Origin of the sequence: Streptomyces sp. BoleA5 (assembly GCF_000373665.1) — a bacterium.
Classification (GTDB): Bacteria; Actinomycetota; Actinomycetes; order Streptomycetales; family Streptomycetaceae; genus Actinacidiphila.
The window spans coordinates 44,314-63,913 of the sequence record NZ_KB892112.1; the positions used below are offsets into that span (position 1 = coordinate 44,314).

The following is a 19,600-nucleotide window of genomic DNA, read 5'->3' on the forward strand; positions in this document are numbered from 1 at the left end:
ACCCGTCGTCCACGTCCTGCGCTCGGCGCTCCGCTCAGATCACGGGGCCCCTGCGCTGGGGTCCGCTCGGCAGCGCGATCTCGATCTCCTCACGCAGGTCCTGGATCCTGGTGAAGTCGGAGTAGCGGGCCGTCAGCCGGTACATCTCCCGCAACCGGTCCCAGGTACGCAGCGACGAGTTCTGCCTTATGGTCAGCAGCGCCAGTCGCGCGTAGCGGTCCGCCTGCTCCGGGTCGTCGGCGATGAAGCAGGCCGAGGCCAGTGAGATGTAGTCGAAGATGTTGGACCGGTCCCGGCCTTTGTCGCGCAGTTCCAGCGCCTGTTTGGCGTGCTGCTGTGCCGTCCGTGCGGCCAGCGGCTCGTGCTCGGCGAGGGTGCGGTACGCGAGCGCCTGCATCCCGTGCAGATCGGCCTCGTCGAACATCTGCATCCAGCTCGGCGGCGGGACGTCGCCGCGGTCGGTGGCGAAGAGGTCCTCGGCCTTGCCGAGGGTGCGGCGCATCGCCTGGCCGTGCCCCATGGAGGCCTGTGCCCAGGCCTCGATGGTGCAGAGCATGGCCCGGGTGCGCGGCAGGGTCTCGTGCCCGGAGCCGGACTGCGCCAGCTTCATCAGGTCCAGGGCGTCGTCCGGCCGGCCCAGGTGGACCATCTGCCGGGCGGCGCGTGAGAGCGCCTCGCCGGCCCTCGGCCGGTCGCCGCCCTCACGGGCGGCGTGCGCCGCGATGACGAAGTACTTCTGGGCGGTGGGCTCCAGGCCCACGTCGTGGGACATCCAGCCCGCCAGGACGGCGAGGTTGGCCGCCACGCCCCAGAGCCTTCGCTTGAGGTGCGGCGGGTGCTGGTAGGCGAGCATGCCGCCCACCTCGTTGAGCTGTCCGACCACCGCCTTGCGCTGCAGCCCGCCGCCGCGCGACGCGTCCCAGGCGCGGAACACCTCGACCGAGCGCTCCAGCGCCTCGATCTCCTGGGAGCCCACGGGGGCCGCCTCGTAGCGGTCGTAGGAGGCGGCGTCGGCGGTGAAGGGGTCATGGGTGGTGGGGGCGTCGGCCGCGAGCGCCGGATCGGTGTGCAGCCAGTCGTACATGGCGCTGCTGAGTGCGGAACCCGCGGCAAGCGCGGCTCCCGCGCCCACCAGACCGCGTCGGTTGAGCATGAGGTCCATTCCCGTGAATTCGGTGAGGACCGCGGCTGTTCGCTCCGGTGGCCAGGGCAGTCCGTCGGCGCTGACGGACTGCTTCCTTCCCGTACGCCGATGCCGGCCGAACCCGAGATCCTCGATGGTTACGACACGGCCGAGACGCTCGGTGAACAGGGCCGCCAGCACGGTGGGCACGGGTTCGCGGGGAGATTCACCGGTGTCGATCCAGCGGCGCACGCGCGAGGTGTCCGTCGCCAGCTGCGGGTGGCCCATGGCCGCCGCCTGCCGGTTGACGAGTCGCGCGAGCTCTCCCTTGGACCATCCGGTGAGTGCGAACAGGTCCGCTAGCCGTGTGTTGGCTTCCTTGTCCATCCAAGCCCCCAGGTTCCTCGGCACTGTTGACACTAACGGCCGGTCAGCGCCGCCGCGAGCATTCGCCATGGTTCGCCAGGGTGCGCCAGATGGTCTGCCACCCGCACGCGGTGGTCAGGTAGGAACGCGCCACCCGGCCCGGCACTCGCCGGCTCGCGAACGGTCGCATATGAACAACTTTCGAAAAACGCCGATCAGCGTTGAACAACTCGAGAGCCATGTGCGTACTGGAACGCGAGGGGCGTACGGCGCGTGGACAGTTCGGACCGCCGGCCCGGACCCGCATTCCCCAGGGTGCGGGACCGGACGCCGACTCCGGCTCCGGATCCGTCCACGCGCCGGCCCCGCCACCTCGTCAAGAGCCCGTTGGCACACGAAGGGATCTGTCTCCCCATATGTATTCAGCATCGTCCTCCGTGTCCGCACCGCCCCGGCCGACCCAGATCCCGGGGTTCACCGGGACCGGGACCGCCATACGTCCTCGCCCGGTGCTGCCCGCTCCGCGCCGAGGCGCGCCGGGGACCTCCCATCCGCTCAGCGGGAGGCTCGACTTGACCGGACCCCAAGGCGCGCAGCTGCGCTCGGCCATCGCCTCGGTGCAGCGCATCTGCCCCGAGTTCACGCCCGTCCAGATGCTGCGGCGCAGCGGCCGCTCGGTGCTGCTGGTCGGCACCTCGGGCCGCGCCCCGGCGGTCGCCAAGTGCCTGCTGGACCACTCCCCCGCCTGGGTGGAGCGGTACCGCCACGAGATCGCCGCGTACCGCGCGTTCGTACGGCACCGGCCGCCGGTCAGGGCGCCGCGGCTGATCGCCGCCGACCCCGAGAGCTGCACACTCGTCCTGGAGCGCATGCCCGGACGGGTCGCGGCCCTGCAGCGGCACCCCTCGGAGGCCCCGCCGCGGGCGGACGTGCGGATGGCGCTCAGCGCGATCTCCCGGGTCAACATGTGGCGTCCGCCGGCCGGGGTCTTCGACGCCCCGATCGACTACGCGGCGCGGCTGTCCCGCTACCACGAGCTGGGACTGCTCACCGACCGCGACATGGGCGACCTGCAGAAGCTGCTGCACGGACTGGCGCACGCACAGGGCCAGTTCAACCACGGCGACGCCCTGCTCTCCAACATCCTGCTCTCCCCGGCCGGCCCGGTGCTGGTCGACTGGGAGCACGCGGGCTGGTACCTGCCGGGCTACGACCTGGCGGTGCTCTGGATGATCCTGGGCGACGACCCGGCCACCCGGCGGCAGATCAGCCAGATGGCGCAGGCCGCGGGACCGATCGCGCGTGACGCCTTCCTGGTCAACCTGATGCTGGTGGTCACCCGCGAGATCCGCACCTACGAGACGGCCGTGCAGCGCACGATGCGCAGCACCGTCCCGGCGGGTCCCGGCGCGGGCGAGGCCGGCGAGGAGCAGCGGCTGCTGCTGCGCCGGCTGCACGACGACGCGGGCCTCGCCCGGCGGGCCGTCAGGGCCGCCGTCGGCACCAGGTGACCCCGCGGCCGGTTCCCGGACGGAAGGGGAGGAACCGGTGCGTGACGGACGGCGGCACACCGCGATCGCGGACCCGGGGTCCAGGGGAGTGTCCCCGGGTCACGTCGCGGTGCCGCCCGGCCGGCTTCACGGCCGGGGCGGCACCGCCGGTGGTCCAGTCCACTGACGCACCGCAGGCCACAGCGCCCGTGCGGGGAAAGCTCCCGCACGGGCGCTGACATGCGTAAACGGTTACTGCACCGCACAGTTGACGGATCGTCGAGCAAGGGATACCTCTGTGGTGCCGAACGGCCCCGTGCGTCACCACAGGAGGCTGCAGTGCGAGGAACCCCCCACAACGCGAGACGCCCGCGCAAGGTCGTCACCGCCGCGACGGCCACCGTGGCCGTCGGCGCCCTGCTCTCCGCGCTGTCGCCGCTCCCCGCGGCCGGCGCGACTTCGGACGAGCGGGACGTGCCGCTCCGGCAGGCCTTCAGGGACGCCGCGGAGCGCCACCACGTGCCGGAGAGCGTGCTGATGGGCGTGGCCTACCTGGAGTCGCGCTGGGACACCCACCGAGGGCTGCCCAGTGTCACCGCCGGATACGGCCCCATGCACCTCACGGACGCCCGGTCGGCGATCACCGACTTCCCTCGAAGGGGTGATGGCGGTGACGACCCGCGCGGCGACGTAGGACGTCCCCTCACCGACGTCGGACCACCCACGGCGGACACCCGCGCGCTGCCGCCGTCGCTCACGACGCTGGACCGTGCCGCCGGGCTGACCGGGCTGCGCGCCGAGGAGCTGCGCGAGGACCCGGCGGCCAACGTCGAGGGCGGCGCGGCGCTGCTGGCCCAGGCCCAGAAGTCACTGGGCGCGCCGCTGAGTTCGGACCCGGCGAGCTGGTACGGCGCGGTGGCCCGCTACTCGGGCGCCGACGACTCCGCCACCGCCTCGGTCTTCGCCGACGACGTCTTCCAGGTCATCCGGGACGGGGCCACACGCACCACGGACGACGGGGAGACCCTCACCCTCGCCGCGCACCCCGGTCTCGCGCCGGACACCTCCCGGCTCCGCTCCCTGGGCCTGCGCACCGTCCCCGCGGACGGGACGGAGTGCCCGCGCACGATCGCCTGCGAGTGGCTCCCGGCCCCGTACGAGGAGTACGGCACGGACGACTACGGCAACCACGACCTCGCCGACCGCCCGCACGACCAGAAGATCGACTACATCGTCGTGCACGACACCGAGGCCACCTGGGACACCACCCTCCAACTGGTCCAGAAGCCGGACTACCTGGCGTGGCACTACTCGATCCGCTCCGCGGACGGCCACGTCGACCAGCACGTGCGGACCAAGGACGTCGGCTGGCACGCGGGCAACTGGTACGTCAACGCCAAGTCGGTCGGCATCGAGCACGAGGGCTTCCTCACCGACCCGGGCACCTGGTACACGGAGGCCATGTACCGGGCGTCCGCACGGCTGGTCCGCTTTCTGGCCCGGCGCAACGGCATCCCGCTGGACCGGCAGCACATCCTCGGCCACGACAACGTTCCGGGCCCGACCCCGGCGAACATCCCGGGGATGCACACCGACCCCGGCCCGTACTGGGACTGGGCGCACTACTTCCAGTTGCTGGGAGCGCCCTTCCGGCAGACCGCAGGACCCGGCAGCGCGCTGGTGACGATCGCCCCGGACTACGTCTCCAACCGGCCCGTCCACACGGGGTGCGCGACCGCCGGCGACACCTGCCCGTCCCGCGGGTCCACGGCCGTCCGGCTGTACACCGAGCCGCGCGAGGACGCCCCGCTCGTGAAGGACACGGGCCTGCACGGGGACGCCCCCTCGACGACCGGGGTGAACGACACCGGTGCCCGCGCCTCGACCGGTCAGCAGTTCGCGGTGGCCGAGCGGCGCGGGGACTGGACGGCGATCTGGTACCTCGGCCAGAAGGCCTGGTTCCACGACCCCAGGGGACACCGGACCGCCCTGCCCGCCACGGGCCTGCTGGTCACGCCGAAGAAGGGCCGCGGCGAGGTCCCGGTGTACGGGCGCGCCTACCCGGAGGCGTCGGCCTACCCGGCGGGGGTCCCGGTGCAGCCGGAGGCCCCGCTGCCGTACCGGCTCCTCCCGGGCCAGAGCTACGCGGTCGGCCAGGTGACGCGCGGCGAGTACTACCGGGCGGTCACGTTCGACGCCTCGCAGCATGTGGTGGTGCGCGGCGAGCAGCGCTACTACGAGATCCAGTTCGGCCACCGGGTGGCCTGGGTCAAGGCCGGGGACGTGACCCTGCGGCCCTCCTGGGCCCCGTTCAGCCCTGCTGGAACATCTCCGCGGGGAGGGGCTTGAGCAACTGGTAGAGGTCGTCGGTGATCGGACGGTCCCAGGTCGCGATGGTGACCAGGACGCCGTCGCTGCGGTCGAACTGCGTGCAGGCGATGCGCCCCTCGGAGAGCTTCACCTTGCGCACGATCAGCAGGTTGTCACCGTGCATGACCGGGGTGTCCTCGGTGCCGACGACCTCCACCGGCTCGTCGTTGCCGAGGGCCAGCATCAGCTGCGCTACCTCGAAGGGGATCTGGCCCTCCTCGAGGTCGCGGGCGGGCGAGCCCTCGGGGAGGTTGCCGATCAGCATGGCGGGACCGCGCCCGCCGAAGAGGTCGTAGCGCAGGAAGATGCCCTGACAGCTGCCGTCCTCCCCGGGCAGCAGCCCGGCGCCCAGTTCGCCCGGCCAGTCGCCCGGGTCCATGGCCAGGACGTCGAATTCCGGCCCTGTGGGCGTTGCGGCGCTGCGGCGGCGGAGGAACGACATGCGCCCATCGTACGGTCCCCGGGCGGGCCGCGTGCCCGGGGTCGCGTCGCTACGGTGCCAGGGCCCTGGCGAGGCCTGACCGGTCGGTGCCGATCTTGCGGTAGACGGCGGAGAGCAGACGGGTGACGCTCTCCACGTCGGTGTCCAGACCCGCGGCGATCTGCTCGTCGTCCTCCCCGCGGGCGGCCCGTGAGGCGGCCGCCCGTTCCTGGGCGGTGAGGGCGTCGGTCTCGGTCGTACGGAGCCTGCGCGGCCGGAGTCCGGCGGCGGCGAGTTCATCGCGGGCGCGCTCGGCCAGGGCGTCGGCGCCGCAGTGGACAGCGGTCTCCAGGCCCCGGTAGAGCTGCTCGGCCGCCTCGTGGAGCCGGGCCTCGCGGCGCAGCACGGCGCCGTGGTCGACCAGGGCCCGTGCCAGCTCGTAGCCGGCGGGTGAGCGCTCCAGGTGCGCGACCGCCTCGTGCAGCAGCTTGAGCCGGTCGGGCTCCGCGGCCACCTCGGCGGAGACCCGCAGCGCCTGGCCGATCGCGGACGCGGTGCCGTACTGCCGGGCACGCTCGACGGCGTCCGCGGCGGTGGCACGGGCCCGCTCCGGGGTGTCCCGGGCCTCGGCGAGCGCGAGGTGGAGCTTCCACGGCGACCAGCCGGGGTTGCGCACGCCCCGGGGGTCGAGCCGGCGACCGCACGCCTCGAGCTGGGCGATGGCCTCGTTGACCATGCCGCGCTCGAGCAGCAGCCGGCCGTAGACGGTCTGGGCGTCGGGGAAGGTGACGGCCGCCGGGAAGGGCTCATGGAACTCGTACTGGTCGGCGAGGGCCGTGGCCTCGCGGACCCGGCCCCGGGCGAGCAGGATCTCGACGAGGATCGCCACGGTGTACCAGACGACCGGGGTGCCGCGGCCGACGCGGTCGGCCAGCCGCAGGCCGTCGCGGGCGAAGTCCTCCGCCTCGGCGAGCCGGCCGCGGCGGTAACGCACGTAGCCGAGCAGGGAGTAGCCGAAGGCCAGATGGGCGCCGCGCCAGCCCTGGCGCTCGTAGTCGCCGATGCCGGCGGCGAAGAGCTCCTCGGCCCGGCCCGGCCGGTCGGCGTACATGTACGTCATCGCGACGAGGACCGGGACCTCGAACCCGAAGTCCTCGCTGGCCCAGGGCAGGCCGCCGTCCAGGGCCCGGTCGGAGTGCCTGAGCGCGGTCTCGGCGGGCTCGCCGCGCAGGGTGGCGTCCCAGGCGCGCAGTCCGATGATGTAGCGCTCGGTCAGGTCCCGTCCGGTCAGCCGGTCGGCGAGGCGGCTCAGCCTGCGGGAGCGCGCCGGGGAGTCCGGCTCGTCGGAGCGGAAGGCGTCCCACATGAACTGCTCTTCCTGCATCCGCAGCCGGGCCCGCGCGTTGGTCGCGGTACGGGCGGCCTGCCCGACGGTGTCCGCGGCCTCGCCGAGCCGGTCGGAGTGGGCCAGCGCCTGGGAGAGCCGGTAGGTGATCGCGTCGCGCAGCGCCGGGTCGACGATCGGCTCCTCGAGCGCGGCACGCAGGTGGTTGACGGTGGTGGCCGGCTCCGTGAGCAGGGAGGAGCAGCCGAGTTCGAAGAGCACGGCGGCCCGGTCCTCGAAGGGCGGCGGCTCACGCAGCGCCCGCGCCAGGTAGCGGCGTGCCGCGTCGGGGGCGCCGGCCCGGGCGGTGTCCCGGGCGGCCTGGCGCAGTTGGGTGACGACCCACGGGTCGCCCTCGGGGTGGGTCTCCAGCAGGTGGCGGGCGGCCGCGGAGGGGCCGAGACCGGCGTCCACGACGGACCAGGCGGCCTGGCCGTGCAGGGCGACCCGCACGGCGTCGGGGATCGCCCGGTACACCGCGGTGGCGATGAGGGGGTGGACGAACTCCAGCACGTCGCTGCCCGTGAGGATGCGGGCCTTGCGCAGCCGGTCCGCGGCGTCGGCGGCCTCCTCGCCGCCCAGGCCCGCCACGCTCGCCGCGATCGCCGGCGAGATGGACGTGCCGAGGACGGCGGCGGCCCACGCCATGCGGACGGTGGAGGTGCCCAGGCGTTCCAGGCGGGCGATGAGGCCGCTGCCCTTGGCGGCGGCGGCGAGGTCGCGCAGGAGGTGCGCGCTGGACTCGTCGGGCCGCAGCGCACGGTCGAGGACCTTGGCCGTGAGCTCCACGGCCTCGAAGGGGTTGCCGGCGGTGACGGCCCAGGCCTCGCGGCAGAAGGCCTCGTCGGCGTGTTCGCCGACGGTCTCGCGGACGAGCCGGCCGATGGCGGCCGCGCTGAGCGGTTCCAGGCCGATCGGGCGGGTGCCGGAGCGGTCGGGCAGCCCGCGGAACGCCTCGGCCTGGGAGGGGAGTTCGTCGGGGCGGTAGGCCACGACGACGAGCATCGGGAGTTCCTCGGCGCGGGGCGCGAAGGCGGCCAGCCAGCCCAGCGACTCGGGGTCGGCCCAGTGGGCGTCGTCGAGTACGAGCACCACCGGGGCCCGCCGGACGGCGATGTGGGTGAGCACCCAGTCGAGGCCGTCCGCGAGGCCCTGCGGGTCAGGGGGCGCGCCCGCGCCGTCGGTGCACAGTCCCAGGGCGGGGCCGACGATGCCGTACCAGCTGCCGAGGGTGGAGCGGAGCACCTCGTCGCCGGCTCCGGCGAGCTGGGGCTGGAGCAGTTGGCGGGCGACGTGGAAGGCGACGCCCTGTTCCTGGTCGCCGCCGCGGGCGTACAGGACGGTGCAGCCGAGGGCGGAGGCCCGGCGCCTGGTCTCCGCGAGCAGGGTCGTCTTGCCGAGACCCGCGGGGGCGGCGAAGGCCAGCACGCCGCCACGCCGTGTGCCGCTGCGGGGGTGTTCCCCCTCGGCCCGTATACCCGTGAGCTCGGCCAGCGCCTCGTCGACGGCCACGAGTTCGGCCTCGCGTTCGAGGAGCGGCCTCCGGGACTTCGGTGCGCGCCGCGCCATAGTGCACCCCCTGCCCCTGATCCGGCGCGCGCCGGGAGCGCGCCGGTGATACTCGGACGACTGTCCGGTGGCATCTCAGCGTACGCCACCGGGGACCCTGCGTGAGTGGATAATGCGAACTGGTGACGGCTGTTCAAAATCGTCCGCGAAGTGATCGACTGTGCTCGATCGGGTGCGCCCACATGCGGGAAGGCCCGGCCCCGATGCCTCCGGCACATGCCGCGCGGCGTCGACATGACGCGCCGTCGGGTGCATGCGCCTAGGGGGCGCACAACGGGCGCTGCCGACGGCGGACACGGCGTGGGCGCAGCCGCCCGGCCGGATGCGCCGGCGGCCCGCCGCCACGGTCGGGGGCGGGCCGCCGGACGTGCCCGTGACATTCCGTCAGGTGAGGTCGAACTCGCCGTCGCGGGCCCCGAGGACGAAGGCCCTCCACTCCGCCGGGGTGAAGATCAGCGAGGGCCCCTCGGGGCTCCGGCCGTCCCTCATGGCGATATAGCCCTCGACGAAGGCGATCTGGACGTCTCCCGTGCCCTGGCTGCTCGACTGCCATGTTGCGTTGGCCAGATCAAGCTGCGGCTTCTTCCCGTTGGCCAACGGCGATCCGATCGTGCTCTCGGCCACGTCCGTTCTCCTCCCGACTCCGTCGTCCGGGCCAGCCTAGCGACCGTGCCGGGGCCCGGACAGGTCATGGAAGAACCTGCCCGGTCCCGGTACCGGTTCATGCCCGTTTCACTCTCCGGGGTGCCCGGATCCGACCACCCACAGGGCGAAGAACTGCGAACCCCCGCCGTACGCGTGACCCGGCGCCGGTCGTGCGCCGTCCACCTGGCGCCCGCCCGCCGTGCCGCGCACCTGGAGGGCGGCCCCGGCGAAGCGGATCATGCCCGAGGCGCCGATCGGATCGGTGGACAGCACACCACCCGAAGGGTTGACGGGCAGGTCGCCGCCGAGCTCCGTGACCCCTGACTCGGTGAGCTTCCAGCCCTCCCCCTCCGGTGCTAAACCGAGATACCCCAGCCCCATCGGCTCGTACCAGGAGAAGGACACGTACATCTCGACGGCGTCGATCTGCCGCCGCGGATCGGTGACGCCGGCCTGCCGGCAGACGTCGGCCGCGCAGTCGCGCCCGGCCCGCGGCGCCCGTGAGCAGTTCGACCCAGGTCTCGCACAGCGCCCACGCCCCGCGGGCGCACCGGCCTCTGGCACCATGAACGGCCATGCGGCGGAAGACGGCGGAGATCGCGACGGCGGCTCTGGAGCGGGGACCGTTCGCCCCGGGCGGCACGATTATGGACAGGCGGAGCGTGGACCTGGACGGCGGTCCTGTCGCGGCCGGCGTATGGACCGACGGGGACCTCGGATTCGTCCTCGTGCTGCACCGCAGGAAGGACGGGTTCGCCGCGAGCGAGCTGTACTGGTCCACCCGGGGACCCGATCCGCGGTGGACGGTGGCCGAGCACCTGTCCGGGGGTCTGACCGGATGCGACCCCGCGTACGCCTCGTCGTGGGAGGCGGTCCTGGCCGACGCCGCGTTCACGGTGCTCTCCTCGTCGGAGTCGCTGCTGTCCACCGGCGCCGGCGTCTTCGAGGCGGAGGACGAGGGGGAACTCGTCGGCGTCCACGAGCTTCTGGTGAGCCGGCGGGTCGGCCACCTCCGTATCGAGAGGTCCGGCCCCGGACCGGGGCCGTCGTGCGCGCCGCGCACGGTTCGGGAGCTGCCCTTGGCTTCGCCCTTCGCCCTGGTGGCCGTCCGGCCCGGTGAACGCGTCCGCGTCGTGGCGGTGGAGCGGGACGGCAGGGCGGGCGAGGACGTCGAACTCCTCCCACCGGAAGGATGAGCACGGTGACGCACTCGATCGACGGGGGAACCCTGCGCACGCGAGGTCCCGCTCCTTAGGGTGTGCGCATGACGCGTATCGAGGCCCAGCGCACCGCACTTGTCGTGATCGACCTGATGGAACGCATCGTGGAGCTGCCGTTGGCCCCGCGCTCCGGTGAGGAGGTCGTGCTGGCGTCGCTCGGACTCGCCGCCGCCTTCCGGGAGGCCGGGGCGCCGGTCGTGCTGGTGCGCGTGGAGCGCCCCGGGGTCGACGAGCAGCCACCGGGGAGCGGACTGGTCGAGGGGCTGGAGCGGGAGGGCGACCTCGTGATCGTCAAGCGGACCGTGGGCGCCTTCCACGGCACCGGGCTGGACGGGGAGTTGCGGGCGCGCGGCGTCGACACCCTCGTGGTCGCCGGCATCGCGACGAACATGGGCGTCGAGTCCACGGCCCGCGCCGCGGCCGACCACGGGTACGAACTCCACTTCGCCGAGGACGCGATGACCGCGCTCAGCGGCGCGGAGCACGAAGCCGCGGTCACACTCGCCCTTCCGCGTTTCGGGACCGTCGCGCCCGCCGCGGAGCTGGTGAAGGCCCTGTGGAGCTGATCGGGGCGGGCCGCGACGCCGATGTCTGGGCCCTCGACGGCACACGGGTCCTGCGGCGCTACCGGCACGGCGGCTCGGCCGACGAGGAGGCGCGGGTTATGGCCCACCTGGCCGGGGTGGGCTTCGCGGTGCCCCGCGTGCACGACGTGAACGGCGCCGACCTCGTCATGGACCGCCTCACCGGGCCCACCATGGCGCAGGACCTGGCCCGCAGGCCCTGGCGGGCGCACTCCCACGGCCGGCTGCTGGCCGGGCTGCAGGCGTCCCTGCACGCCGTCCCGGCACCCGGCTGGCTCCGCCGCCGCTTCGCCACCGGGGACCCCGCCCGTGACCGCGTCCTCCATCTCGACCTGCACCCGGAGAACGTGGTCCTCACCGCGGACGGCCCGGTGCTGATCGACTGGAGCAACACCGCCGGGGGCGACCCCGCCGCCGACACCGCGCTGACCGTCGCCATCCTGCGCGGCGTCAGCCTGGGCCCCGTCCGCGACACCGGACTGCGGCTCTTGCTCGCCGGCTTCCTGCACGCCGCCCCCACCGACCCCGCCCCGCGCATGGCCGAGGCGATCAGCGCCCGCCTCGCCGACCCCAACCTGCGGCCCGCGGAGGCACGCAGGCTCAGGCGCCTGGCCCGCCGCGCCCCGGACGGCAATTGACTCGCGCACCCGCGAGGCGGGCTCCTAACCTGGCGCGATGGCGTACCAGGTGATCGTGCTGAACGGCGGCTCCAGTTCGGGCAAGTCGGGCATCGCGCGCTGCCTTCAGGCGGTGCTGCTGCCGGAGGCGTGGCTGACGTTCGGCACCGACACCCTCGTCGACGGGATGCCCGCCGGGCTGCGGGGCTCCGGGCCGGGCGCGGGCATCGGCTTCGGCGCGGACGGCGTCGTGTCGGTCGGCGAGGCCTTCCGGGCCATGGACGACGCCTGGGCGGTCGGCATCGGAGCCATGGCGCGGGCCGGGGCCCGGGTGATCGTCGACGAGGTGTTCCTCGGCGGGCCCGCCTCGCAGGACCGCTGGCGGCGCGCCCTGGACGGCCTGGAGGTGCTGTGGGTCGGCGTCCGCTGCGCGCCCGAGGTGGCGGCGGGCCGGGAGACCGCCCGGGGCGACCGGGTGGGAGGCATGGCAGCGGCGCAGGCGGAGGCGGTGCACCGGGGTGTCGGCTACGACCTCGAAGTGGACACGACACACACCGAGTCGATGGAGTGCGCGCGGATCATCGCCGCTCGTGTGTCACCCATGTGACGGCTGCGACGGTGACCGCGACGGAACGGCCGGTCCTGTGTTTTCATGGCGGCATGCGCACGAACATCTGGAGCCTGGGCCCCCTGTGGCCGGGACGCCGTGCGCACCACTTCGACCAGAGCTGTCGCCGGGGCTGATTCCGTAGCCCCGACCACCCCATGACCTGCCCCCGCCCAGGCGGGGCACGTCGTGTTCCCGCTCTGGAGCCCTTCCCATGGCCCTGCACGACCGGGTGAGCGGCCCTACCCCGCTCGTCCTCCCGCAACTGCGCGCGCTCGTCCTCGGCTACGCCGCCGCCGTCGAGGCCGGCGTCCACCTCCCCGTCCACCTGCCCGACCGCCGCTGGTACACCAGGCTGCACCAGGACCCCTACGTGGACGTCTGGATGATCACCTGGCCCCGCGACACCTGCACCGAACTCCACGACCACGCGGGCTCGCTCGGTGCCCTGAGCGTCGTCGACGGCACCCTCACCGAGCACCGCTGGCTCCACGACGACGGGGGCCGCGGCCGCATCTCGACCCGGGAACTCGCCGCGGGCGGCGGCGCGGGCTTTCCCCTCGGGCACGTCCACGACGTCGTCAACACCTCCGCCGCGCCCGCGGTGAGCGTGCACGCCTACTCGCCGCCCCTGACGGCGATGTCGTACTACGCGGTCGACGACGCGCGCTCCCTGCGGCGCACGCGTACCGTGCTGACGGACGATCCGGAGCCCTCCGCGGTGCCCCGCGCCGTCCCCCTGTCACGTGCCCTGACCGTGACCGCGTCCGCGTCCACGACCGCCCCGGAGGCCGTCCGATGAACCAGTCCACCACCGTCAGGTCCGGCATCGACCGGATGCTCGACCGCGCCCGGGCCCGGCTGCGGCGGGTCGGGCCGAAGGACGCGGCGGCGGAGATCGCCGCGGGTGAGGCGCTGCTGGTCGACATCCGCCCGGCCGCGCAGCGGGCCCGGGAGGGCGAGTTCCCGGACGCCCTGGTTATCGAGCGCAACGTCCTCGAATGGCGGCTGGACCCGCTGAGCGACGCCCGGATCCCGGAGGCCACCGGCCCCGGCGTGCGCTGGATCGTGGCGTGCTCCGAGGGCTACACCTCCAGCCTCGCCGCGGCCTCGCTGCTGGACGTCGGCCTGACCCGGGCCACCGACCTGGAGGGCGGATTCCAGGCGTGGCTGCGGGCCGGGCTGCCGGTCAGGGACGGGGCGCCGGAAGGAAGCCGCTGACCTCGGCGAGGAAGTCCGCGGGGCGTTCCCCGTGGACCAGGTGCCCCGCCTCCACGGTCACCAGCCGCGCCCCCGGCACGCGCGCGGCGATGGCCGCGATCCCGTCCTGGGGGACATGGCTGCCCGCTCCGCCGGCCAGGACGAGGGTGGGGCAGTCGATCGTCGCCAGCAGCTCCCACCAGCCCGGGTCGGGGGCGTTGCGCCAGCGGTTGACGGCCGCGATGACCCGCCAGTCGCAGGTCTCGTCCCCCTCCGGGCCGCGGGGCACGGCCCGCGGCGGCACCTCCGGGTCCGGCGGCACGGGCTCCTCCAGCACGAGGGCGGTCAGCCGGGACGACCGCTCCGCCGCCACCAGGTAGGCGACGACCGCGCCCATCGAGTGCCCGGCCAGCACCACCGGCTCGGGGCCGAGGGCGTCCAGGAAGGCGACGACGTCGTCACGCATGGCCTCGAAGGCGTACTCGCCCGGCCGGTCGCTCGCCCCGTGGCCGCGCAGGTCGGGGGCGTACACCCGGTGGGTCGCGGCCAGGGCGGGCACGACGGGCAGCCAGTCGGCGCCGTCCGAGCCGCGTCCGTGGAGGAGCACGAGCGGCGGCGCGTCCGGCTCGCCCCAGGTGCGGTAGGCCATCCGGATGCCGTTCACGTGCAAGGTGTGGAGATCGCTCACCTCGGCGACGCTACCCGTCGGCGGCGGACGTCACCCGCCTGGGCGACACCCTTCCGCTGAGGGCTGATGCGGTCCCGCGCGGGCGTCAGTGCGGGACGACGGCGACCGGGCAGGCCGCGTGGTGCAGCACCGCGTGCGCCACGGGCCCGAGGTGCGGGCCGACGCCGGCGGGCCGGTTCCGGCACCGCCCGACGACCAGCAGCGAGGCCCCGGCCGCCGCGTCCACCAGGGGCTGCGCGGCGTTGCCCGCGGCGACCTCCTCCGTGATCTCCACACCGGGCGCCTTCTCCCGCCACGGCGCGAGGGCCGCCTGCACCGCGTGCCGCTCCGCCGCGGAGATCTCCGCGCCGCAGGTGGGGTCCATGGCCGCGGGGACGTATCCGTACGTCGGGGGGTACGACCAGGCGTGGACGACCCGCAGCGGCGCCCCGCGCCGCCGCGCGTCCTCCAGCCCGAAGGCGATCACCTCGTCGGCGCCCTTGCGCAGGCTGAAGCCGAGCACCACGGGCCGCCGGTCGTCCCCGGTCTCCTGCTCCTGACCGGTGCGGACGACCACGACGGGACCCTCCGCGCGGGCCAGCGTCGTCTGCCCGACGGAACCGAGGAGGAAGCCGCTCAGCCCGCTCAGCCGCTGCGAACCGAGGGCCAGCAGATCGCTGCGTCCCGCCTCCGCGACCAGCAGTTCGGCCGGCGGGGCGTCGGCCACGTCGGTCGTCACGGGCAGGCCAGGATGGCGCTCGGCGAGCTCCTGTGCGGCGTCCCGCACGAGCGCGTCGCCGTACGGGTGCCCCCCGGCGTGCACCAGCCGCAGCTGCACAGCTCTCCGCAGCGCCTCCCCCGCCGCCCAGTGCATGGCGGCGCGGCTTTCCGGCGAGCCGTCCAGGCCCACGGTGACGGGTCGGGTCATCGGATGTGCCTCCCTCGCCTCCACAGTAGGCGCCGCCGCCCCGCCCGGCGCCCCGGCGGAGCCGGGCGGCGGCGCCGTCACACGGGCCGTGCGCGGCCCTCCCCGTGCGGGTGGCGGAGCCGGCGCTTGTACCCCTGCCGGGTGAGCGGCTCGTCGAGGGGCACCGCGAGGGCGAGGTCCCGGGTGATCTCGACGGGCGCGTTCGGGGAACGCGCCGGGGCGGCCGCCGCCGGGTGCAGGACGCGCCCGGCGACGGCGGAAGCACGGCTGTCGGCAGCCGCGGGTCGCCCTGCCCGCACCGGAGGTGCATCCCCGGCCGCACTCCTGGGCATGCGCACCGTGTGGCGCACGCGGACCCGGCCGCGGGGTGTCCGGGGAGCCGCCTCGGGTCAGGCGCCGGACCGGCCGAAGTAGTGGCCGGCCGCCAGGTCCGGGAGCAGGGCGGGGTGCTCCGGACGCCAGCCCAGGAGTTCCCGGGTGCGCGTGCGGCCGTCGCCGAGCACCGGCACTTCGGCCGCGCCGCTGAGGCGCTGCACGTCACGCAGCCGTCCCTGAGCCGGCAGGTCCGGCGCCTGGAACAGCAGCTCGGGGCGCGCCTGCTGGACCGCACCCCGCGGGGCACCGTGCTCACCGAGGCCGGGAAGGTCTTCCTGCCCCGGGCCAGGGCGCTGTTGCGCTCGGCGGCGACCGCGGCGGCCGAGACCCGCGCCGCCGCCCGCCCCAGCCGGATCACCGTGGGTTACACCGCGGGCCTCATCGTCACCCCCGCGGTGCGGGAGCTGCGCCAGCGGCATCCGGACGCCGACGTGCGCACCCAGCACGTGCCCTGGAACGAGGCGGGCGCGGCGCTGCTGGACCACCGGGTGGACGCGCTGGTGACCCGGCTGCCGTTCCCCACCGGCGGGCTGCACGTGACGGTGCTGTACGACGAACCCCGGGTGCTGGTGGTGCCGCTGGACCACCGCCTGGCGGGCAAGGAGTCCGTCACCCTTGACGACATCGCCGGCGAACCCCTGCCCCGGGTACGGGAGTCCGACCCGTCGTGGAGCGCGTTCTGGCGCATCGACCCCCGGCCCGACGGCAGCCCGGCACCGGACGGTCCCCTCATCGACGCCGCCGAGGACAAGTTTGAGGTGGTCGCCGCCGGGCAGGCCGTGGCCGTCTCGGCGGGCGTCCGCGGCGGCCTGCGCCCCGACCTCACGGCGATCCCCCTCGAGGGCGTCGAGCCCAGCCATGTCGTGCCGGCGACCCGCGCCGGCGACGGCAACCGGCTCGTGGCGGCGTTCCGCAGGGCGGCTCTGGCACGGCTCACCGGCCGACCCTGAACCGGGTCAGTCGCGCAGGCCCAGCTGCTCACGGCACAGGGCCCGGTCCTGCCTGCTGGCCACCGTGTCCGGGTGGTCCGCGCCGAGGACGCGCTCACGCGCCTCCCCCACGGCCTCGTGAAGGGCCAGGGCCTCCCGCCAGTCGCCCAGCCAGCCGAGGGCGACGGCGACCTCGCGGCGGCTGACGAGCGTGTCCGGATGGTCCGTGCCGAGGACGCGGGTGCGGACCGCCGTGACGTCGCGGGCCTCGGCGAGGGCGTCCCGCCAGCGGCCGAGGCGCCCGAGGTTGACCCCGAGGCCGTGCCGGGCGCGGAGGGTGTCGGGATGGGCCGGGCCCGAGACGCGGGTGCGCAGCGCGACGAGGTCGGTGTAGAGCTCGTGGGCCTCGGCGCCGAGTCCCATCCGCCCGAGGCAGATGCCCAGTTCATGGCGGGCGGCGAGGGTCTCCGGGTGGTCGGCGCCCAGTAGTCCGGCCCGGATCGCGGCGACGTGGGCGTAGGTGGCACGGGCCTCCGGCCAGCGGTCGAGGAGCCCGAGGAGGTGGCCCACCTCGCAGCGGGTGGTGAGCGTGTCGGGATGGGAGGGGCCCAGGACGCGGGTGCGGGAGTCCGCGACCTGGGCTGCCGAGGCGTACGCCTCCTGCGTACGGCCGAGCCGCCCGAGCGTGACGGCGAGGTTGTGCCGGCAGTGCAGGGTGTCGGGGTGGTCGGTGCCCTGGCGCAGTTCCCGGGCGGTGAGCACCGCGGCGTACCCCTGGCGGGCCTCCTCGTGACGGCCGAGACGCCCCAGCACATAGGCGGCCTCCTGGCGGGCGGCCAGCGTGCCGGGGTGATCGGGGCCCAGCCCCTGCGCCCGGGCCGCCGCCACGTCCTCGTACATGCGCAGCGCCTCGGCGTGGCGGCCGCCGCGGCTGAGGCACAGGGCGAGTTCGTAGCGGCTGGTCAGCGTGTCGGGATGGGCGGCGCCGAGCAGCCGCTCGCGCTCCTCGGCGACGGCGCGGTGCGTCCGCTCGGCCTCGGTCCAGCGGCCCAGCCGGGCGAGCCCGACGGCCGCGGTGTGCCGGCTCGCCAGGGCCCCGCCGCCGCGCGCGCTGGGCGCCCCCGACTGCAGTTCCAGACGGCGCGCCCAGGACGGCAGCCCGGACCCGGGGCGGGTGCCGCCGTGCCCGCCCTGCCCGCCCTGCCCTCTGTCCCGGAGCGTCTTGAGCCGTCCCGCCACGTCCGCCGCGCTCTGCGGGCGGCCCTCCGGGTTCTTGGCGAGCAGGTCGAGGACGAGCTGCTCCAGTTCGTCCGGCAGGTCGGGCCGGTGTTCGCGCGGCGGCCGGGGCGGGGTGTCGCGGTGGCCGACCAGGACGGCCCAGGTGTCGTCGAGGTCGAAGGGCGGCGCTCCGGTGGCGATCTCGTAGAGCACGCAGCCCAGCGAGTAGAGGTCGCTGCGGTGGTCGATGCCGTCCTCGCCGCCGATCTGCTCCGGCGACATGTAGTGGGGGCTGCCCATGGCGACCCCGGTGCCGGTCAGCCGCGAGGTGAAGCCGATGTCGTGACCGAGGCGGGCGATGCCGAAGTCGCAGATCTTGACGTCCCCGTCGGCGAGCCGCATGACGTTCGCGGGCTTCAGGTCGCGGTGCACGATGCCCCGCGCGTGGGTGTACGCCAGGGCCGCCGCGATCTGCGCGGCGATGTCGGTGACGTCGGGCAGGGGCAGCGGGCGGCCCTCGTTGTCACCGAGCAGCTGCTTCAGGTTGCGGCCGTCGAGCAGTTCCATGACGAGGAAGAGCACGCCCTCGCTCTCGCCGAAGTCGTGGACGACGGTGACGCCCCGGTGCTGGAGCGCCGCCGCGACGCGCGCCTCCCTGCGGAACCGCTCCCGCAGCACCCGGTGCACGGACGGGTCGAGGGAAGGGCTCGTCGGCTTCAGGCACTTGACCGCGACCTCCCGGCCCAGCGACTCGTCCAGCGCGTTCCACACCTCGCCCATGCCGCCGCGACCGATCCGCTCCCGCAGCCGGTAGCGCTCGCGCAGCAGTGTTCCCCCGTCGTACTGAGCTGCCGTCATGGTGTACGCCGCCCCCGGTCGTCCGCCTCTCCCCGGACCCAGTATGGACGCGGGGGGCGCGCTTGGGGACCCGCCGTCACCCGGGGGAACGCGCCTGTTCGCGCAGCCGGTGGGCGGACGGGTGGGTGCCGGGGCCGAGACGTCCGACCGCCTTGAGGATGTGCCCGGGCGGGAGTTGCCAGCGCACGTAGGAGGGGATCGCGCGCAGCAGCAGCCCCGTACCGCGCAGCCGCCGCCCGGTGACGGGGACGGCCGGGGCGGGCCGCCCGTACAGCTCGTGGGCGAAGGGCGGCAGCGCGGCATAGGCCAGTGCGGTGGCGCGGCCCCACACGGCGAGCCGCAGGGGCAGCAGCGCCCGGGGCGCGGGCGGCCCCTGCAGGAAGGCGAAGACCTCCAGGGCCTCGGGGGTGGCGGCCAGCTCGGGCCGCACCTTCTCGAAGTACGCGGCGAGCGACTCGGTGTCGTCGGGGATCTCGGCCGGGTCCAGGCCCACCAGCCGCGCGGCCTCCCGCTGTTCGGCGACGTAGGCGTCGGCCTGCGCGTCGGAGAGGGGGAAGCCGGAGCGCCGCGCCACCTCCAGGTAGGAGTCGATCTCCGCGCAGTGCACCCACAGCAGCAGTGCGGGATCGTCGACGGGGAAGCGCTCGCCGGTGTCCGGATCGGTCCCGGACAGCCTGCGGTGGATGCCCCGTACCTTGGCCCCGGCCCGCTCGGCCTGCAGCGTGGTGCCGTAGGTGATCGTGCCGACGAAGTCCGCCGTGCGCAGCAGCCGCCCCCAGGCGTCATGCCGGAAGTCCGAGTTCTGCGTGACGCCGCGCACCGCGCGCGGGTGCAGCGCCTGCAGGTACAGCGCCCGTACACCGGCGATCCACATCATCGGGTCGCCGTGCATCTGCCAGGTGACCGAGGCGGGCCCGAAGAGCCCGGGGTCGGCGTCGCGCATCGCAGCCTCCTGTCGCCGTGCGACCACGGCCGGCCCCACCCGTGACCGGGACGGCGACGCACGGCCTGGTGCCCGCAGCGCCGAGC

General features: G+C 74.7%; 18 protein-coding genes and 1 pseudogene. 9 read left to right on the forward strand and 10 right to left on the reverse strand.

Annotated elements, in window-relative coordinates; genetic code table 11:
* Window positions 1-34: 34 nt before the first annotated feature.
* Entirely contained in the window at window positions 35-1,510 is a 1,476-nt protein-coding gene (locus B085_RS0123950) for a hypothetical protein (RefSeq protein WP_018561135.1), read from the reverse strand.
* Window positions 1,511-1,905: 395 nt separating this feature from the next.
* Here B085_RS0123950 and B085_RS0123955 point away from each other — a divergent pair, with 395 nt between their 5' ends.
* Together B085_RS0123955 and B085_RS43610 are read left to right on the forward strand one after the other, a co-directional pair.
* Entirely contained in the window at window positions 1,906-3,000 is a 1,095-nt protein-coding gene (locus B085_RS0123955) for an aminoglycoside phosphotransferase family protein (RefSeq protein ID WP_026251370.1), read from the forward strand.
* Window positions 3,001-3,318: 318 nt separating this feature from the next.
* A complete protein-coding gene (locus B085_RS43610; protein ID WP_018561137.1) occupies window positions 3,319-5,328 on the forward strand; it encodes an N-acetylmuramoyl-L-alanine amidase in 2,010 nt (669 codons plus the stop codon).
* Here B085_RS43610 and B085_RS0123965 read toward each other — a convergent pair.
* The 4 genes and pseudogenes from B085_RS0123965 to B085_RS43615 form a co-directional block, all read right to left on the reverse strand.
* Window positions 5,291-5,791: a hypothetical protein gene (locus B085_RS0123965; RefSeq protein WP_026251371.1), complete on the reverse strand. Its 501-nt coding sequence runs from the start codon at window positions 5,789-5,791 to the stop codon at window positions 5,291-5,293. The two genes, B085_RS43610 and B085_RS0123965, sit on opposite strands and share 38 nt — an antisense overlap.
* A gap of 49 nt (window positions 5,792-5,840) precedes the next feature.
* Window positions 5,841-8,723, reverse strand: coding sequence for an ATP-binding protein (locus B085_RS0123970; RefSeq protein ID WP_018561139.1), 2,883 nt, complete (start codon window positions 8,721-8,723; stop codon window positions 5,841-5,843).
* A gap of 384 nt (window positions 8,724-9,107) precedes the next feature.
* On the reverse strand, window positions 9,108-9,347 hold the full coding sequence (locus B085_RS0123975) for a DUF397 domain-containing protein (RefSeq protein ID WP_018561140.1): 240 nt from the start codon (window positions 9,345-9,347) through the stop codon (window positions 9,108-9,110).
* Between the two features lie 108 nt (window positions 9,348-9,455).
* Window positions 9,456-9,866: pseudogene (locus B085_RS43615) on the reverse strand (thiolase C-terminal domain-containing protein); the annotation flags it as partial.
* Window positions 9,867-9,943: 77 nt separating this feature from the next.
* On the opposite strand from B085_RS43615, the gene B085_RS0123985 reads away from it, so the two are divergent.
* The 6 genes from B085_RS0123985 (at window position 9,944) to B085_RS0124010 (ending at window position 13,617) form a co-directional block, all read left to right on the forward strand.
* A complete protein-coding gene (locus B085_RS0123985; RefSeq protein ID WP_018561142.1) occupies window positions 9,944-10,564 on the forward strand; it encodes a hypothetical protein in 621 nt (206 codons plus the stop codon).
* 68 nt (window positions 10,565-10,632) lie between these two features.
* Window positions 10,633-11,154 carry an isochorismatase family protein gene (locus tag B085_RS0123990; protein WP_018561143.1) on the forward strand — a complete coding sequence of 174 codons (522 nt, stop codon included), beginning with the start codon at window positions 10,633-10,635 and terminating at the stop codon, window positions 11,152-11,154.
* Entirely contained in the window at window positions 11,145-11,810 is a 666-nt protein-coding gene (locus tag B085_RS0123995) for a phosphotransferase (RefSeq protein WP_018561144.1), read from the forward strand. The genes B085_RS0123990 and B085_RS0123995 overlap by 10 nt, the downstream gene beginning before the upstream one ends.
* Before the next feature lie 37 nt (window positions 11,811-11,847).
* Window positions 11,848-12,396 (forward strand): chloramphenicol phosphotransferase CPT, encoded by a 549-nt coding sequence (gene cpt, locus B085_RS0124000; protein ID WP_018561145.1) that lies wholly within the window; start codon window positions 11,848-11,850, stop codon window positions 12,394-12,396.
* A 214-nt stretch (window positions 12,397-12,610) separates the two neighbouring features.
* Window positions 12,611-13,198, forward strand: coding sequence for a cysteine dioxygenase (locus B085_RS43620; RefSeq protein WP_018561146.1), 588 nt, complete (start codon window positions 12,611-12,613; stop codon window positions 13,196-13,198).
* The gene (locus B085_RS0124010) at window positions 13,195-13,617 is read left to right on the forward strand and encodes a rhodanese-like domain-containing protein (protein ID WP_018561147.1); all 423 of its coding nucleotides are present in this window, start codon (window positions 13,195-13,197) and stop codon (window positions 13,615-13,617) included. The genes B085_RS43620 and B085_RS0124010 overlap by 4 nt, the downstream gene beginning before the upstream one ends.
* Here the strand turns inward: B085_RS0124010 and B085_RS0124015 are convergent.
* The 3 genes from B085_RS0124015 to B085_RS0124025 all read right to left on the reverse strand — a co-directional run bounded on the left by B085_RS0124015 (window position 13,586) and on the right by B085_RS0124025 (window position 15,490).
* Window positions 13,586-14,284 (reverse strand): alpha/beta fold hydrolase, encoded by a 699-nt coding sequence (locus B085_RS0124015; protein WP_037732358.1) that lies wholly within the window; start codon window positions 14,282-14,284, stop codon window positions 13,586-13,588. The two genes, B085_RS0124010 and B085_RS0124015, sit on opposite strands and share 32 nt — an antisense overlap.
* 85 nt (window positions 14,285-14,369) lie before the next feature.
* Window positions 14,370-15,191, reverse strand: a complete 822-nt coding sequence (locus tag B085_RS0124020; RefSeq protein WP_018561149.1) for a universal stress protein — start codon at window positions 15,189-15,191, stop codon at window positions 14,370-14,372.
* Between the two features lie 77 nt (window positions 15,192-15,268).
* Window positions 15,269-15,490, reverse strand: coding sequence for a hypothetical protein (locus B085_RS0124025; protein ID WP_018561150.1), 222 nt, complete (start codon window positions 15,488-15,490; stop codon window positions 15,269-15,271).
* A 147-nt stretch (window positions 15,491-15,637) separates the two neighbouring features.
* Here B085_RS0124025 and B085_RS0124030 point away from each other — a divergent pair, with 147 nt between their 5' ends.
* The gene (locus B085_RS0124030; RefSeq protein WP_051102151.1) at window positions 15,638-16,516 is read left to right on the forward strand and encodes a LysR family transcriptional regulator; all 879 of its coding nucleotides are present in this window, start codon (window positions 15,638-15,640) and stop codon (window positions 16,514-16,516) included.
* Window positions 16,517-16,522: 6 nt separating this feature from the next.
* On the opposite strand, the gene B085_RS0124035 is transcribed toward B085_RS0124030, so the two are convergent.
* Window positions 16,523-18,571 (reverse strand): tetratricopeptide repeat protein, encoded by a 2,049-nt coding sequence (locus tag B085_RS0124035; protein ID WP_018561152.1) that lies wholly within the window; start codon window positions 18,569-18,571, stop codon window positions 16,523-16,525.
* 76 nt (window positions 18,572-18,647) lie between these two features.
* Window positions 18,648-19,514 (reverse strand): oxygenase MpaB family protein, encoded by an 867-nt coding sequence (locus B085_RS0124040; protein WP_018561153.1) that lies wholly within the window; start codon window positions 19,512-19,514, stop codon window positions 18,648-18,650.
* Between the last annotated feature and the right edge of the window lie 86 nt (window positions 19,515-19,600).

Coding starts and splice junctions, on each gene's coding strand:
- B085_RS0124010 (WP_018561147.1), top strand. CDS start 13,195: ATGAACCAGTCCACCACCGTCAGGTCCGGCATCGACCGGATGCTCGAC.
- B085_RS0124040 (WP_018561153.1), bottom strand. CDS start 19,514: ATGCGCGACGCCGACCCCGGGCTCTTCGGGCCCGCCTCGGTCACCTGG.
- B085_RS43620 (WP_018561146.1), top strand. CDS start 12,611: ATGGCCCTGCACGACCGGGTGAGCGGCCCTACCCCGCTCGTCCTCCCG.
- B085_RS0123950 (WP_018561135.1), bottom strand. CDS start 1,510: ATGGACAAGGAAGCCAACACACGGCTAGCGGACCTGTTCGCACTCACC.
- B085_RS0124035 (WP_018561152.1), bottom strand. CDS start 18,571: ATGACGGCAGCTCAGTACGACGGGGGAACACTGCTGCGCGAGCGCTAC.
- B085_RS0123955 (WP_026251370.1), top strand. CDS start 1,906: ATGTATTCAGCATCGTCCTCCGTGTCCGCACCGCCCCGGCCGACCCAG.
- B085_RS0123985 (WP_018561142.1), top strand. CDS start 9,944: ATGCGGCGGAAGACGGCGGAGATCGCGACGGCGGCTCTGGAGCGGGGA.
- cpt (WP_018561145.1), top strand. CDS start 11,848: ATGGCGTACCAGGTGATCGTGCTGAACGGCGGCTCCAGTTCGGGCAAG.
- B085_RS0124020 (WP_018561149.1), bottom strand. CDS start 15,191: ATGACCCGACCCGTCACCGTGGGCCTGGACGGCTCGCCGGAAAGCCGC.
- B085_RS0123965 (WP_026251371.1), bottom strand. CDS start 5,791: ATGTCGTTCCTCCGCCGCCGCAGCGCCGCAACGCCCACAGGGCCGGAA.
- B085_RS0123990 (WP_018561143.1), top strand. CDS start 10,633: ATGACGCGTATCGAGGCCCAGCGCACCGCACTTGTCGTGATCGACCTG.
- B085_RS0123970 (WP_018561139.1), bottom strand. CDS start 8,723: ATGGCGCGGCGCGCACCGAAGTCCCGGAGGCCGCTCCTCGAACGCGAG.